Here is a 14,660-nt window from a genome sequence, read left to right on the forward strand (position 1 = left end):
GGCGCGTCCCCTGGGCGAAGGGCGGCGCAGCGGGGCGGGGAGGTATCCCGCAGCGCGCCAATTCCGGCGAGATATGATGCGGCGATCATTGTCGGAGAAGGATGCATATGGATGCGGCGCCTCGTCATATCGGTTTCATCGGGCTCGGCAACATGGGGACGCCCATGGTCCGCCGTCTTCTGGCGGCAGGCCATCGGGTGACGGTCTGGAACCGGACGCCGTCGAAGGCGGCCGCCCTGGAGGCGGAGGGCGCTGGCGTGGCCCAGACGCCCGCTGCCGTGCTCGCTGGCTCCGAACTGGTCGGTATCTGCGTGAAGGACGGAGCGGCCGTCGAGGCGGCCGTTTTCGGTGACGATGGGCTCGCGACCGTGCCGGATGCCACCGGCAAGGTCGTGGTCGATTTTTCCACCATCGCGCCGGACGAGGCCCGTCGAATCGGTGCACGGCTGCGCCAGCGCAATGGCGCAGCGTGGCTGGATGCCCCGGTCTCGGGCGGGGTGCCGGGCGCGGAGCAGGGCACGCTGATCTGTTTCGTAGGCGGAGAGGCTGACGACCTGGCGGCGGCACGCCCGCTGCTGGACGTCGTTGCGAGGCGAGTCACGCACATGGGTCCCGCCGGGGCCGGGCAGACGACCAAGATCTGCAACCAGATGATCGTGGCCGTGAACGTGCTCACGATTGCCGAAACCTACGGGCTGGCGCGCAGAGCAGGGGTGGACGTCAGCCAGCTCGCGCCCGCGCTGGCCGGCGGGTTTGCGGATTCCTTGCCCTTGCAGCTGTTCGGCCCCGGGATGGCAGCGGGCGTGTACGAGCCGGTGCGCACCGCCGTGGAGCTCATGGCCAAGGACATCGGCATCGCCCGGGACATGGCGGGCGAGTTCGGTGCGCGGACCCCCGTCTCGGCGTTCTGCGCCGACCTGTATCGCGCCATCCGGAATGAAGATCCCGAGGTATTCACGGGCGACGTTTCGGGGTTGGCGCGCCGGTACGACTGACGTCGGGCCGCCTCGCGCACGGGCATCCCGTTCAGCCCGCCGTAAGCCATGCGCGATGCGGTTTTCCCAGGCGCGCAAGCCGGGCGTGACGTTTCGGCGGACTCAGGGTTTGCGCTATACTTTCTGTCGGACCAGCATGGGTATGAAACATGCGTGTCCGACAGTTACCGGTAAGACAGTTTTGTTTGGCGCCGACTCGCAAGGCTGAATGAACCCAGCAGTCCGCGCAAAAACATACATCCTTGCATGTAAGTGTGGACTAGCGGTTTGGCATGGCGCCGCCCCGGTTGGGCCCTGCAGGCGGTATCGCTTGCCGTTCATAGCAAGGAAGTCTGGTCCGCTCCTGCCAATTTTGCCAATGACGTTTCGGGCAGCCCCTTGCCTGGGACGTGACTCGAACAGGTTGCCTGATGAATATCGAGAGTTACCTTCCTGTCCTGCTGTTCATCATCGTGGGCAGCGTCATCGGATTCGCGCTGATGTTCCTCGGCTCCGTGCTCGGCCCGCGCCGGCCCGACAGCGAAAAACTCTCGCCGTATGAATGCGGCTTCGAGGCCTTCGAGGATGCCCGCATGAAGTTCGACGTGCGCTACTACCTCGTCGCCATCCTGTTCATCCTCTTTGATCTCGAGATTGCTTTCCTGTTCCCGTGGGCGATGGCCAACGAGCAGGTGGGCCTGCTGGGGTTCAGTGCCGTGGCGGTGTTTCTGGCCGTTCTCGTGGTCGGTTTCGTGTACGAATGGAAAAAGGGCGCGCTCGACTGGGAGTGATCCCAGCGGCCAGCCGAAGGACACCGGGTTTCATCAATGGCTATCGACGGAATTCTCAATCAAGGTTTCATTACCACGACCGCGGACAAGGTCATCAATTGGGCCAAGACCGGCTCGCTGTGGCCCATGACGTTCGGCCTGGCCTGTTGTGCGGTCGAGATGATGCATGCCGGTGCGGCGCGCTATGACCTCGACCGCTTCGGCATCATTTTTCGGCCGAGTCCCCGTCAGTCCGATCTGATGATCGTCGCGGGAACCCTCTGCAACAAAATGGCCCCGGCCTTGCGCAAGGTGTACGACCAGATGCCGGAGCCCCGGTGGGTGGTGTCCATGGGGTCGTGCGCCAACGGCGGCGGCTATTACCACTATTCTTATTCGGTGGTGCGCGGCTGCGACCGCATCGTCCCGGTCGACGTCTACGTCCCGGGCTGTCCTCCCACGGCCGAAGCGCTGGTGTACGGCCTGCTGCAGCTGCAGAACAAGATCCGGCGCACCAACACGATCGCGCGCTGACCTCGATGCCGGTGCACCGACCTTTCATCCATTCCTTCTCGTCCGGACAGGCCGCAGCCTGCCCGGCGTCGTCTTTTGATCCGAGCGCTCATGACCAAGCTTGAAACCCTGCGCCAGAATCTGCTTCGCGCTTTGGGCGAAGACATCCGTCTCACGCTCGCCCTGGGAGAGCTGACGCTCGAGGTTCCCGTCGAACGATACGTCGAGGTTTGCCGGACGCTGCGCGACGATCCCAGCCTGCATTTCGAAACCTGCATCGACTTGTGCGGTGTCGACTACTCGACGTACGGCAATGAAGTGCGCGAGAGCGCGCGCTTTGCCGTGGTGCTGCACTTGACCTCGATCACCCACAACTGGCGGTTGCGCGTGCGCACCTACGCGCCCGACGACGACATGCCCGTCGTCCCGTCGCTCGTCGACATCTGGCCCAGCGTCAATTGGTACGAGCGCGAGGCTTTCGATCTTTTCGGCGTGCTGTTCGAAGGCCACCCCGACCTGCGTCGCATCCTCACCGATTACGGCTTCATCGGCCATCCGTTCCGCAAGGACTTCCCGTTGTCGGGCAACGTCGAAATGCGGTTCGATCCGGAACAAAAGCGGGTCATCTACCAGCCCGTCACCATCGAGCCGCGCGAGCTCATTCCCCGCGTCGTGCGGGAAGAGGGTTACGGGGTGGGTCGATGAGCTCGCCTTGCTTCCCGCTGATGCAGGATCGGATCGTGCAGGCGTCGAAGGCGGCGCGGCCGGCAATGGACTATTGATATGGCAGAGATCAAGAATTACACCCTCAACTTCGGTCCGCAGCACCCGGCCGCGCACGGAGTGTTGCGCCTGGTCCTGGAGCTGGACGGCGAGGTCATCCAGCGCGCCGACCCGCACATCGGGCTGTTGCACCGCGCGACCGAGAAGCTCGCCGAGCACAAGACCTTCCTGCAGGCCTTGCCTTACATGGACCGTCTCGACTACGTGTCCATGATGTGCAACGAGCATGCCTATGTCATGGCGATCGAAAGGCTGCTGGGCATCGAGGTGCCGATCCGGGCGCAGTACATCCGGGTCATGTTCGATGAGATCACCCGCATCCTGAACCACCTGATGTCGCTGGGCTCGCACGCGCTCGACGTCGGGGCGATGGCGGTGTTCCTGTATGCGTTCCGCGAGCGGGAAGACTTGATGGACTGCTACGAGGCAGTCTCGGGCGCGCGCATGCACGCCGCCTACTATCGTCCGGGCGGCGTCTACCGCGACCTGCCAGACCGCATGCCGCAATACCGGCCGAGCAAGCTGCGCAGCGAGAAAGAGCTGAAGAAGCTGAACGAGGATCGCTCCGGTTCTCTGCTCGACTTCATCGAAGCGTTCACCGAGCGCTTCCCCGGTTACGTGGACGAGTACGAAACTCTGCTGACGGATAACCGGATCTGGAAGCAGCGCCTCGTGGACGTCGGCGTCGTAAGCCCCGAGCGTGCCAAAGCACTCGGCTTCACCGGCCCCATGCTGCGCGGTTCCGGCATCGCATGGGACTTGCGCAAGATGCAGCCCTATGAAGTCTATGACCGGCTCGAGTTCGACGTGCCGGTCGGCGTCAATGGCGATTGCTACGATCGTTACCTGGTGCGCGTCGAAGAGATGCGCCAAAGCAATCGCATCATCAAGCAGTGCGTAGACTGGCTGCGCAAGAACCCCGGCCCGGTCATGACGAGCAACCACAAGGTCGCCCCGCCGAGCCGCGCCGAAATGAAGACCAGCATGGAAGAGCTGATCCATCACTTCAAGCTCTTCACCGAAGGTTTTCACGTGCCGCCGGGCGAGGTGTACTCGGCCGTCGAGCATCCGAAGGGCGAATTCGGCATCTATCTGGTGTCCGATGGCGCCAACAAGCCGTATCGGCTGAAGATACGGGCCCCGGGCTTTGCCCACTTGCAATCGCTGGACGAGATGGCGCGCGGTCACATGATCGCCGATGCCGTCACGATTATCGGCACGCAGGACATCGTGTTCGGCGAGATCGACCGCTGAAGCCATGACTGCGTCCCAACCGGATACCACCATGCTGCTTTCCGAACAGGCCCTCAAGAAGATCGACCGCGAAATCGCCAAGTACCCGGCCGACCAGAAACAGTCCGCCGTGATGGCGGCGCTCGCCATTGCGCAGGACGAAAAGGGCTGGCTGTCGCAAGAGGTGATGGAAGAAGTGGCGAAGATCCTCGGCATGCCGCCCATCGCCGTGCAAGAGGTCGCGACCTTCTACAACATGTACAACCTCAGGCCGATGGGCAAGTACAAGATATCGGTCTGCACGAACCTGCCCTGTGCGCTGCGCGACGGCGAGAAGGCCGCGCACTATCTCAAGCAGAAGCTGGGCGTGGATTTCAAGGAAACCACCGCCGACGGCCTGTTTACCGTCATCGAGGGCGAGTGCATGGGAGCCTGCGGCGACGCGCCGGTCCTGCTGGTGAACAACAAGCGTATGTGCATTCAGATGTCCGAAGCCAAGCTCGACGCACTCATCGACGAGCTCAAGGCCGAGGCGAGTGCCGGAGGTGCAAAATGAGCATGGCCGTACCGGTCATCAGCACGGCGTTCCACAACCGCCACATCGACCCGCAGATCATGGCGGGCCTGGACGGCAACAACTGGCGCCTGAAAGATTACGTTGCGCGCGGCGGGTACGAGGCCCTGCGCAAAGTCCTGTCCAGCATGACGCCGGAGCAGGTCATCGCCGAAGTCAAGGCTTCGGGGCTACGCGGACGCGGCGGTGCGGGCTTCCCGACAGGGCTGAAGTGGAGCTTCATGCCGCGGACCTTCCCCGGGCAGAAGTACCTGGTCTGCAACTCCGACGAAGGCGAGCCGGGTACGTTCAAGGACCGGGACATCCTGCGCTACAACCCGCATATCGTGATCGAGGGCATGGCCATCGCCGCCTACGCGATGGGCATCTCCGTGGGATACAACTATATCCACGGCGAAATCTTCGAGGTGTACGAGCGATTCGAGGAAGCGCTGGAAGAGGCCCGCGCGGCCGGGTTCCTGGGCGACGACATCCTGGGCTCGGGCTTCAGCTTCCAGCTGCATGCCCACCACGGCTACGGCGCCTATATCTGCGGCGAGGAAACCGCGCTGCTGGAGTCGTTGGAAGGCAAGAAGGGGCAGCCGCGCTTCAAGCCGCCGTTCCCGGCGAGCTTCGGCCTGTATGGCAAGCCCACCACCATCAACAACACCGAGACGTTTGCCGCGGTGCCGTGGATCATCCGCAATGGCGGCGAGGCCTATTTGCAGGTGGGCAAGCCCAACAACGGCGGCACCAAGCTGTTCTCGGTCTCCGGCGACGTCGAGTATCCCGGTAACTACGAGGTGCCGTTGGGCACGCCATTCTCCAAGCTGCTTGAACTGGCCGGCGGCGTGCGCGGCGGCCGCAAGCTCAAGGCCGTGATTCCCGGCGGGTCGAGTGCCCCGGTCGTGCCCGCGGACATCATGATGGACTGCACGATGGATTACGACTCGATCGCCAAGGCCGGGTCGATGCTGGGCTCGGGCGCAGTCATCGTCATGGACGAGACGCGTTGCATGGTGAAGTCGCTGCTGCGCTTGTCCTACTTCTATTACGAAGAAAGCTGCGGCCAATGCACGCCGTGCCGCGAAGGCACGGGCTGGCTCTATCGCGTGGTCCATCGCATCGAGAGCGGCAAGGGGCGTCCGGAAGACCTGGACCTGCTCGATTCCGTGGCCGGAAATATCATGGGCCGGACGATCTGCGCGCTGGGCGACGCCGCGGCGATGCCGGTGCGCGGATTCCTGAAGCACTATCGCGACGAGTTCATGTACCACATCGAGAACAAGCGTTGCTTGGTGCCTCAGTACCTGTAGCCGGCGGTTTGCCCGTAACGAAAGTATTTACCGAAACGCATACGCCCCGCCCGTAGTGGGGGCAAACGGAAACAAGATGGTTGAAATTACGATCGACGGCAAGAAAGTGGAGGTGGCCGAGGGCAGCATGATCATGCATGCCGCCCAGAAGGTCGGCCTTTACGTGCCGCATTTCTGCTATCACAAGAAGCTGTCGATCGCGGCAAACTGCCGCATGTGTCTGGTCGACGTCGAAAAGGCCCCCAAGCCGTTGCCCGCCTGTGCCACCCCGGTCAGCAACGGCATGGTGGTCCATACTGCTTCCGAAAAGGCCATCAACGCCCAGAAAGGCGTGATGGAGTTCCTGCTGATCAACCACCCGCTGGACTGCCCGATCTGCGATCAGGGCGGCGAGTGCCAGCTGCAAGACTTGGCGGTCGGCTATGGTGGTTCGTCCTCGCGCTACAGCGAGGAGAAGCGCGTGGTGTTCCACAAGAATCTCGGCCCGTTGGTCTCGGCCGAGGAAATGACCCGTTGCATCCACTGCACCCGCTGCGTGCGCTTCGGCCAAGAGATTGCCGGCGTGATGGAGCTGGGCATGCTCAACCGGGGGGAACACTCGGAGATCACGACCTTCGTCGGCCGTGCCGTCGAGTCGGAACTGTCGGGGAACATGATCGACCTGTGCCCGGTCGGCGCACTGACTTCCAAGCCGTTCCGCTACAGCGCGCGGACCTGGGAGCTGGCGCGCCGCAAATCGATCAGCCCGCATGACAGCATCGGCGCCAACCTGATCGTGCAGGTCAAGAACGACCGCGTAATGCGGGTCGTCCCCTTCGAGAACGAAGCCGTCAACGAGTGCTGGATCAGCGACCGCGACCGGTTTTCGTATGAAGGCCTGAACAGCGAGGATCGCCTGACCGCGCCGATGGTGCGGGGCGCGGACGGCCAATGGAAGGAAGTCGAGTGGCCCGAGGCGCTCGATGCCGTCGCGGCCGGCCTGCAGTCGGTGAAGAATAGCTTCGGCGCTGGCCAGATCGGCGCGCTGGCTGCCCAATACTCGACCACCGAAGAATTTGCGCTGCTGGCACGGTTGGTGCGCGGCTTGGGGTCTGACAATATCGACTTCCGCCTGCGCCAGACCGATGTCGGCTTCGATGCCGTTCGCAACGGCACGCCCTGGCTGGGGATGGCGCTGGCCGATGTCGGCAAGCTCGATTGCGCGCTGGTGATCGGTTCGTTCCTACGCAAGGATCACCCGCTCCTGGCGCAACGCCTGCGCCAGGCCGCCAAGGCTGGTACCCAGGTCATCCTGGTCGACGTCGCCGCCGACGATCCGCTGATGCCCGTGGCCGAGCGCATCACGGTGGCACCGGCTGCGTTGCCTTCTGTGCTCGCCGAGATCGCCGTGGCAGTCGCGCGGGCCAAGGAAGCCGTCGTGGCGCCCGAGCTCGCCGACGTCCAACCGGGCGAGGCCGCGACCCGCATCGCTGCTTTGCTGGCCGCATCCGAAAACGGCGCAGTGCTGCTCGGAAACCTGGCCGCCCAGCATCCCCAGGCCAGCACGCTGGCCGCCAATGCGCAGTTGATTGCCGGCTCGATTTCGGCACGCCTGGGCTTTACGGTCGAGGGCGGCAATACCGTCGGCGGCTACCTGGCCGAAGCCGTGCCGGTGCGCGGCGGCAAGACCGCGGCGCAAATGTTCGCCGAACCGCTCAAGGCCTATATCGTGCTTCATGCCGAACCGGCGCTGGACGCAGACAACGGCGTGGCTGCCCTGCAGGCGCTGCGCTCGGCACAGTTCAACGTGGCGCTGACGCCGTACCGTTCGTCTGCCCAGGACTGGGCGCACGTCATGCTGCCCGTCGCCCCCTTCACGGAAACCTCGGGCACCTTCGTCAATGCCGAGGGGCGGGTGCAGAGCTTCAAGGGCACGGTGCGTCCGCTGGGGCTGACCCGTCCCGGCTGGAAAGTGCTGCGCGTGCTGGGCAACGCCCTGGAGCTGCCCGGCTTTGACGACGAAACCTCCGAATCCGTGCGCGATGCGGTGCTCGCCGGCGAGATCGCCCCGCGCCTGTCCAATGCCTTTGCCGCCAAGCCAGGCCTCGGCAAGGCGGTGCAGGGCCTGCAGCGCGTGGCCGACGTGCCGGTGTATTTCAGCGACGCCATCGTCCGGCGCGCGCCTTCGTTGCAGGCTACGCCGGCTGCGGCGGCGCCGACCGCGCGCGTGAATGCGGCGACCCTGGCCGAACTGGGGTTGGCCGACGGCGACCGCGTGCGGGTGAAGTCCGGCACCGGGTCGGTCGAACTCTTCGTATCTTTGGATGACACGGTGCCGGCCGGCGCCGTGCGTGTTGCCGCCGCCCATGCCTCGACCTTCGCACTGGGCAGCGCGTTCGAACAACTCAGCGTGGAGCGTGCCTGATGCAGTGGATCGACGTCCTTCAGGCTCAAGGAACGGAGCTGATCGGGCCGGCGGCCTGGTCGGTGGTGTGGAACATCGTCAAGATCGTCTGCATCGCGATACCCATCATCTTGTGCGTGGCGTACCTCACGTACTGGGAGCGCAAGATGATCGGCTGGATGCACATCCGCCTCGGGCCGAACCGGGTAGGGCCCAAGGGGTTGCTGCAGCCGTTCGCCGACGTGCTGAAGCTGCTGACCAAGGAGGTCATCGTCCCCAGCAACGCCAACAAGGTGCTCTACATCGTGGCGCCCGTGGTGGTGTTGATGCCGGCGCTGGCGGCCTGGGCGGTCATGCCGTTCAGCCCCGAGGTGGTGCTCGCCGACGTCAACGCCGGCCTGCTCTACATCATGGCGATCACTTCGCTGGGCGTTTACGGCGTGATCATCGCCGGCTGGGCGTCCAACTCGAAGTACGCCTTCCTCGGCGCGCTGCGTGCCTCGGCGCAGATGGTGTCTTACGAGCTGGCCATCGGTTTCGTGCTGGTGACGGTGTTGCTGGTTTCCGGCAGCCTGAACATGAGCGAGATCGTCTTGAAGCAGGCCAGTGGCCGCTTCGCCGACATGGGCTTGTCGTTCCTGTCCTGGAACTGGCTGCCGCTGCTGCCCCTGTTCGTCATCTACGTGATCTCGGCCGTGGCGGAAACCAACCGCCACCCATTCGACGTGGTGGAGGGCGAGTCGGAGATCGTCGCCGGGCACATGGTGGAATATTCGGGCATGGCCTTCGCCCTGTTCTTCCTGGGTGAATACGCCAACATGATCCTGCTCTCGGCGCTCGCCTCGATCATGTTCCTGGGGGGCTGGCTGCCTCCGATCGACGTGGCGCCGTTCAACATGGTGCCCGGCATCGTTTGGCTGGCGCTCAAGACGTTCGTCGTGGTGTCCATGTTCATCTGGTTCCGCGCGTCTTTCCCGCGCTACCGCTATGACCAAATCATGCGCCTGGGCTGGAAGGTCTTCATTCCGCTGACGCTGGTCTGGCTGCTCGTGGTGGCGGTCTGGATGCAGACGCCCTGGAACATCTGGAAGTAAGCGCCCGCCGAGTGCGAGCCAAGAATAGGCAGAACTGAAACATGCAAGCGATCAAGGAATTCTTCGGCAGCCTCATGCTGACCGAGCTCCTCAAGGGATTGCGCCTGACGGGGCGATACATGTTCGCCCGCAAGATCACGGTGCAGTATCCCGAGGAGAAGACACCGATGTCTCCGCGCTTTCGTGGCCTGCATGCCTTGCGCCGCTATCCCAACGGGGAAGAGCGGTGCATCGCTTGCAAACTGTGCGAGGCAGTCTGCCCGGCGGTGGCCATCACGATCGAGTCGGCGCCGCGTGCAGACGGCACGCGTCGCACCACCCGCTACGACATCGATCTGACCAAGTGCATTTTCTGCGGCTTCTGTGAGGAAAGCTGCCCGGTCGACTCCATCGTCGAGACGCACATCCACGAGTATCACGGCGAAAAGCGGGGCGATCTGTATTTCACGAAGGAAATGCTGCTGGCGGTCGGCGACCGCTATGAAGCCGAAATCGCGCAGAATCGCGCGCAGGATGCGAAATACCGGTAACCGAAACCATGACCGCCATACTGTTCTATATCTTCGCCGCGATCCTCGTCGTGGCCGCCTGCCGGGTGATCATCGCGCGCAGCCCCGTGACTGCCGTCATGCACCTGGTGCTGTCGTTCTTTACGGCGTCCATGATCTGGATGCTGTTGAAGGCCGAGTTCCTCGCCATCTTGCTGGTCCTCGTTTACGTTGGGGCGGTGATGGTGCTGTTCCTGTTCGTGGTGATGATGCTGGACATCGACTCGGCCAAGCTGCGGGAAGGGTTCCGGGCACACCTGCCGCTGGGCATGATCGTCGGCGCGATCATGGTGGCCGAAATGGCCTTCGTGCTGGCGAGCGCGTACTGGGATCCGAGCGTGGCGCAGGCGCCGGCTGATTTCAACAACACGCGTGCCATAGGCGTGGCGATGTACACCGAGTACATCTACGCCGTGGAGATCGCCGCGGTCATCCTGCTCGTTGGCATGGTTGCCGCCATTGCGCTGACGCTGCGTCGCCGTACCGACGTCAAGGTAACGCGTCCGTCCGAGCAGATCCGGGTGCGCCGCCAAGACCGCGTGCGCCTGGTTAAGATTCCGTCGCAATCCGTAAGTTCCCAGGAAGGCGAGAGCGCTGCCGCGTCCGCCCCCTCCGACTCCAAGGGAAGCCAACTATGACCTTGACTCTCGGCCACTTCCTCGTGCTGGGGGCGATCCTGTTCGCCATCAGCGTCGTCGGCATCTTCCTCAACCGCAGGAACATCATCGTCCTCCTCATGGCGATCGAACTGATGTTGCTGGCGGTGAACATGAATTTTGTCGCCTTTTCGAGCTGGATGGGCGACCTGAGCGGACAGGTGTTCGTGTTCTTCATTCTGACCGTGGCAGCCGCGGAGTCCGCCATCGGCCTGGCGATTCTGGTTGTGTTGTTCCGCAACCTGAACACGATCAACGTTGATGAACTTGACCGGCTGAAGGGCTGACGGTCTGGGCTACGAGAATATCAAGACATGTCGGTACCTAAGCTCTATCTCCTCATCGCATTCGCCCCGCTCGTCGGGTCCATCATTGCTGGCTTGTTTGGCACCGGATTCCTCGGCCGGTGGGTGAGCCGGGCGGGCGCCCATTGGGCGACCATCCTCGGCGTGCTGGTGTCGGCCGTCGGCTCGGTCATCGTGCTGAACGACGTGCTGGCGGGGAACACCTTCAACGGCGCGCTCTACACCTGGAGCGCGATCGGCGGCGTCAAGCTGGAAATCGGCTTCATGATCGACACGCTGTCGGCCATGATGATGGTCGTGGTCACGTCCGTGTCGCTGATGGTGCATATCTACACCATCGGCTACATGCAGGACGATCCCGGCTACCAGCGCTTCTTCGCGTACATCTCGCTGTTCACCTTCTCGATGCTGATGCTGGTCACGTCCAACAACATGCTCCAGCTGTTCTTTGGCTGGGAGGCGGTGGGCCTGGTGTCGTACCTGCTGATCGGCTTCTGGTATACCCGTCCGACCGCCATCTTCGCCAACATGAAGGCCTTCCTGGTGAACCGGGTGGGCGACTTCGGTTTCGTGCTGGGCATCGGCCTGTTGTTCGCCTATGCCGGATCGATGAACTACACCGAGGTGTTCGCGCAGTCGGACAAGCTCGCGGGCATGGTCTTCCCGGGTACGGACTGGATGCTGCTGACGGTGGCCTGCATCGCCTTGTTCGTGGGCGCCATGGGCAAGTCGGCGCAGTTCCCGCTGCATGTCTGGCTGCCTGACTCGATGGAGGGCCCGACGCCCATCTCGGCCCTGATCCACGCCGCGACCATGGTGACCGCGGGCATTTTCATGGTGGCGCGCTTCTCGCCGTTGTACGAGCTGTCGAGCACGGCGCTGTCGTTCATCATCGTGATCGGTTCGATCACTGCGCTGTTCATGGGCTTCCTGGGCATCATCCAGAACGACATCAAGCGCGTCGTCGCGTATTCGACGCTGTCCCAGCTCGGCTACATGACCGTGGCCTTGGGCGCGTCTGCCTATTCGGTGGCAATCTTCCACCTGATGACCCACGCCTTCTTCAAGGCGCTGCTGTTCCTGGCGGCGGGATCCGTGATCATCGGCATGCACCACGACCAGGACATCCGCAACATGGGCGGCCTGCGCAAGTACATGCCCATCACTTGGCTGACGTTCCTGCTCGGCTCGCTGGCCCTGATCGGCACGCCGTTCTTCGCCGGCTTCTATTCCAAGGAAAACATCATCGAGGCCGCCAAGCTCTCCAACGTTTGGGGATCGGGCTTTGCCTACTTCGCGACCTTGGCCGGCGTGTTCGTGACCGCCTTCTATTCATTCCGCCTCTACTTCCTGGTGTTCCACGGCAAGGAGCGGTTTGATGCGTCCGGCGAGCACGGCCACGGCCATGGCCACGACGACCACGGCCACCATGGCGGCGTACCGCACGAGTCTCCTGCGGTGGTCACGGTCCCGCTGATGCTGCTGGCAATTCCCTCGGTCATCATCGGCGCCATTGCCATCGAGCCCATGCTGTTCGGCGACTTCTTCAAGGGAGTCATCTTCAATTCGCCCGAGCACCCCGTCATGGCGCAACTGGCCGAGCATTTCCACGGCTGGGTCGCATACGGCCTGCACGCCTTCGGCACCGCGCCTTTCTGGCTGATGGTGGCAGGCGTGGTGGTTGCTTGGTACTTCTACATGGTCAATCCGGCCATTCCAGCTGCCATCAAGGCTCGCGCAGGCTGGCTGTACAACCTGCTCGAGAACAAGTACTTCATGGACAAGATCAATGAAGCCGTCTTCGCGCGCGGTGCCCGTGCGCTGGGCGGCGGCCTGTGGAAAGTTGGCGACCGCTCGCTGATCGACGGCCTCGTGGTCAACGGCAGCGCCCGCCTGGTGGGTTGGTTCGCCGGCGTAGTCCGCCATCTGCAATCGGGCTACATCTATCACTATGCCTTCGCCATGATCGTCGGCATCATGGCCTTGGTTACCTTCTTTGTCCTGCTGAACAATTGATGGCAAGCGATATGGCTCAAACTTCTTTTCCGTGGCTCTCGCTTGCGATCTTCACCCCGATCGTGTTCGGCGCGCTGGTGCTGGCGGTGGGCCGCGACAGCAATCCTCAGTTGGCGCGGATCCTGTCCCTGATCGGTGCGATCGCTGGCTTCTTGGTGACGCTGCCCTTGTATACGGGGTTCGACCCATCCACGGCGGACATGCAGTTCGTCGAAAGGGCGACCTGGATCGCCGACTACGGCGTCTCCTATTACCTCGGCATCGACGGCATCTCGCTCTGGTTCGTGCTCTTGACGGCCTTCATCACCATCATCGTGGTGCTGGCCGGCTGGGAGGTCATCACAAGCCGGGTCGCCCAGTACATGGGGGCGTTCCTGATCCTGTCGGGCCTCATGATCGGCGTGTTTGCCGCGCTCGACGGCCTGCTGTTCTACGTGTTCTTCGAAGCCACCCTGATCCCGATGTACATCATCATCGGCGTCTGGGGCGGCCCGAACCGGGTCTATGCCGCGTTCAAGTTCTTCCTCTATACGCTGCTGGGCTCGCTGCTGACGCTGATTGCCTTCATCTACCTGTGGTATTCGGCGGGCGGCTCCTTCGACATCCTTGCCTGGCACAAGCTGCCGCTGGGACAGACCGAACAGGTGCTGATTTTCCTGGCATTCCTGATGGCATTTGCGGTGAAGGTGCCGATGTGGCCGGTGCACACCTGGCTTCCCGACGCACACGTCGAGGCACCCACCGGCGGTTCGGTAGTGCTGGCGGCGATCATGCTGAAACTGGGGGCGTACGGTTTCCTGCGCTTCTCCCTGCCCATCGTGCCTGATGCCGCGCACAGCCTGGCCGGCCTGATGATCGCGCTGTCGCTGATCGCCGTGATCTACATCGGCCTGGTGGCGCTGGTGCAGGACGACATGAAGAAGCTGGTTGCCTATTCGTCCGTGGCGCACATGGGCTTCGTTACGCTGGGGTTCTTCATCTTCAATACGGCGGGCGTCGAAGGCGCCATCGTGCAAATGGTGTCGCACGGTTTCGTCTCGGGCGCGATGTTCCTGTGCATCGGCGTGCTGTACGACCGCGTGCATTCGCGCCGCATTGCCGATTACGGCGGCGTGGTCAATACCATGCCGAAGTTCGCGACGTTCTTCGTCTTGTTCTCGATGGCAAACAGCGGGCTGCCTGCCACCAGCGGCTTCGTGGGCGAATTCTTCGTCATCATGGGGTCGGTCGAGTACAACTTCTGGATCGGCTTGCTGGCTGCGACGGCGCTCATCCTCGGCGCAGCCTATTCGCTGTGGATGGTCAAGCGCGTGGTCTTTGGCGACATCACGCATCAGCACGTGCGCGAACTGTCGGACTTGAGCGCTCGCGAGTTTTTCATCCTGGGCGTGATGGCCATCGCCGTGTTGTACATGGGTGTTTATCCCGCGCCCTTTACCGACGTGATGCACGTCTCGGTCGATGCGCTGCTCAAGCACGTCGCCATTTCGAAACTGTAAGACGCCGGACGTTAAGC

At 63.1% G+C, this 14,660-nt stretch carries 14 protein-coding genes; all 14 read left to right on the forward strand.

The window, feature by feature from the left end; translation table 11 throughout:
• Positions 1-107 precede the first annotated feature (107 nt).
• The 14 genes from IRZ12_RS03145 (at position 108) to IRZ12_RS03210 (ending at position 14,643) form a co-directional block, all read left to right on the forward strand.
• On the forward strand, positions 108-995 hold the full coding sequence (locus tag IRZ12_RS03145) for an NAD(P)-dependent oxidoreductase (protein WP_296464010.1): 888 nt from the start codon (positions 108-110) through the stop codon (positions 993-995).
• 410 nt (positions 996-1,405) lie between these two features.
• The gene (locus IRZ12_RS03150) at positions 1,406-1,765 is read left to right on the forward strand and encodes an NADH-quinone oxidoreductase subunit A (RefSeq protein ID WP_296464012.1); all 360 of its coding nucleotides are present in this window, start codon (positions 1,406-1,408) and stop codon (positions 1,763-1,765) included.
• Positions 1,766-1,801: 36 nt separating this feature from the next.
• The gene (locus IRZ12_RS03155) at positions 1,802-2,278 is read left to right on the forward strand and encodes an NADH-quinone oxidoreductase subunit B family protein (protein WP_296464014.1); all 477 of its coding nucleotides are present in this window, start codon (positions 1,802-1,804) and stop codon (positions 2,276-2,278) included.
• A 90-nt stretch (positions 2,279-2,368) separates the two neighbouring features.
• The gene (locus tag IRZ12_RS03160) at positions 2,369-2,962 is read left to right on the forward strand and encodes an NADH-quinone oxidoreductase subunit C (RefSeq protein WP_296464016.1); all 594 of its coding nucleotides are present in this window, start codon (positions 2,369-2,371) and stop codon (positions 2,960-2,962) included.
• A gap of 78 nt (positions 2,963-3,040) precedes the next feature.
• Complete coding sequence (locus tag IRZ12_RS03165) at positions 3,041-4,294, forward strand: NADH-quinone oxidoreductase subunit D (RefSeq protein ID WP_296464018.1); 1,254 nt, start codon at positions 3,041-3,043, stop codon at positions 4,292-4,294.
• A gap of 31 nt (positions 4,295-4,325) precedes the next feature.
• The gene (nuoE, locus tag IRZ12_RS03170; RefSeq protein ID WP_296464021.1) at positions 4,326-4,829 is read left to right on the forward strand and encodes an NADH-quinone oxidoreductase subunit NuoE; all 504 of its coding nucleotides are present in this window, start codon (positions 4,326-4,328) and stop codon (positions 4,827-4,829) included.
• Positions 4,826-6,142 (forward strand): NADH-quinone oxidoreductase subunit NuoF, encoded by a 1,317-nt coding sequence (gene nuoF / locus IRZ12_RS03175; protein WP_296464022.1) that lies wholly within the window; start codon positions 4,826-4,828, stop codon positions 6,140-6,142. Before nuoE ends, nuoF begins: the two co-directional genes overlap by 4 nt.
• Before the next feature lie 76 nt (positions 6,143-6,218).
• A complete protein-coding gene (gene nuoG, locus IRZ12_RS03180) occupies positions 6,219-8,546 on the forward strand; it encodes an NADH-quinone oxidoreductase subunit NuoG (RefSeq protein ID WP_296464024.1) in 2,328 nt (775 codons plus the stop codon).
• Positions 8,546-9,619, forward strand: a complete 1,074-nt coding sequence (nuoH, locus tag IRZ12_RS03185) for an NADH-quinone oxidoreductase subunit NuoH (RefSeq protein WP_296464027.1) — start codon at positions 8,546-8,548, stop codon at positions 9,617-9,619. Before nuoG ends, nuoH begins: the two co-directional genes overlap by 1 nt.
• Positions 9,620-9,660: 41 nt before the next feature.
• Positions 9,661-10,149 carry an NADH-quinone oxidoreductase subunit NuoI gene (nuoI, locus tag IRZ12_RS03190; protein WP_296464029.1) on the forward strand — a complete coding sequence of 163 codons (489 nt, stop codon included), beginning with the start codon at positions 9,661-9,663 and terminating at the stop codon, positions 10,147-10,149.
• A gap of 8 nt (positions 10,150-10,157) precedes the next feature.
• The gene (locus IRZ12_RS03195; protein WP_296464031.1) at positions 10,158-10,805 is read left to right on the forward strand and encodes an NADH-quinone oxidoreductase subunit J; all 648 of its coding nucleotides are present in this window, start codon (positions 10,158-10,160) and stop codon (positions 10,803-10,805) included.
• Entirely contained in the window at positions 10,802-11,110 is a 309-nt protein-coding gene (gene nuoK / locus IRZ12_RS03200; protein ID WP_296464033.1) for an NADH-quinone oxidoreductase subunit NuoK, read from the forward strand. The genes IRZ12_RS03195 and nuoK overlap by 4 nt, the downstream gene beginning before the upstream one ends.
• Before the next feature lie 27 nt (positions 11,111-11,137).
• Positions 11,138-13,144, forward strand: coding sequence for an NADH-quinone oxidoreductase subunit L (gene nuoL, locus IRZ12_RS03205; RefSeq protein ID WP_296464035.1), 2,007 nt, complete (start codon positions 11,138-11,140; stop codon positions 13,142-13,144).
• 11 nt (positions 13,145-13,155) lie between these two features.
• Positions 13,156-14,643, forward strand: a complete 1,488-nt coding sequence (locus IRZ12_RS03210) for an NADH-quinone oxidoreductase subunit M (protein WP_296464037.1) — start codon at positions 13,156-13,158, stop codon at positions 14,641-14,643.
• Positions 14,644-14,660: the final 17 nt, after the last annotated feature.

This window comes from Pigmentiphaga sp., from assembly GCF_019689535.1.
Lineage (GTDB): Bacteria > Pseudomonadota > Gammaproteobacteria > Burkholderiales > Burkholderiaceae_B > Pigmentiphaga.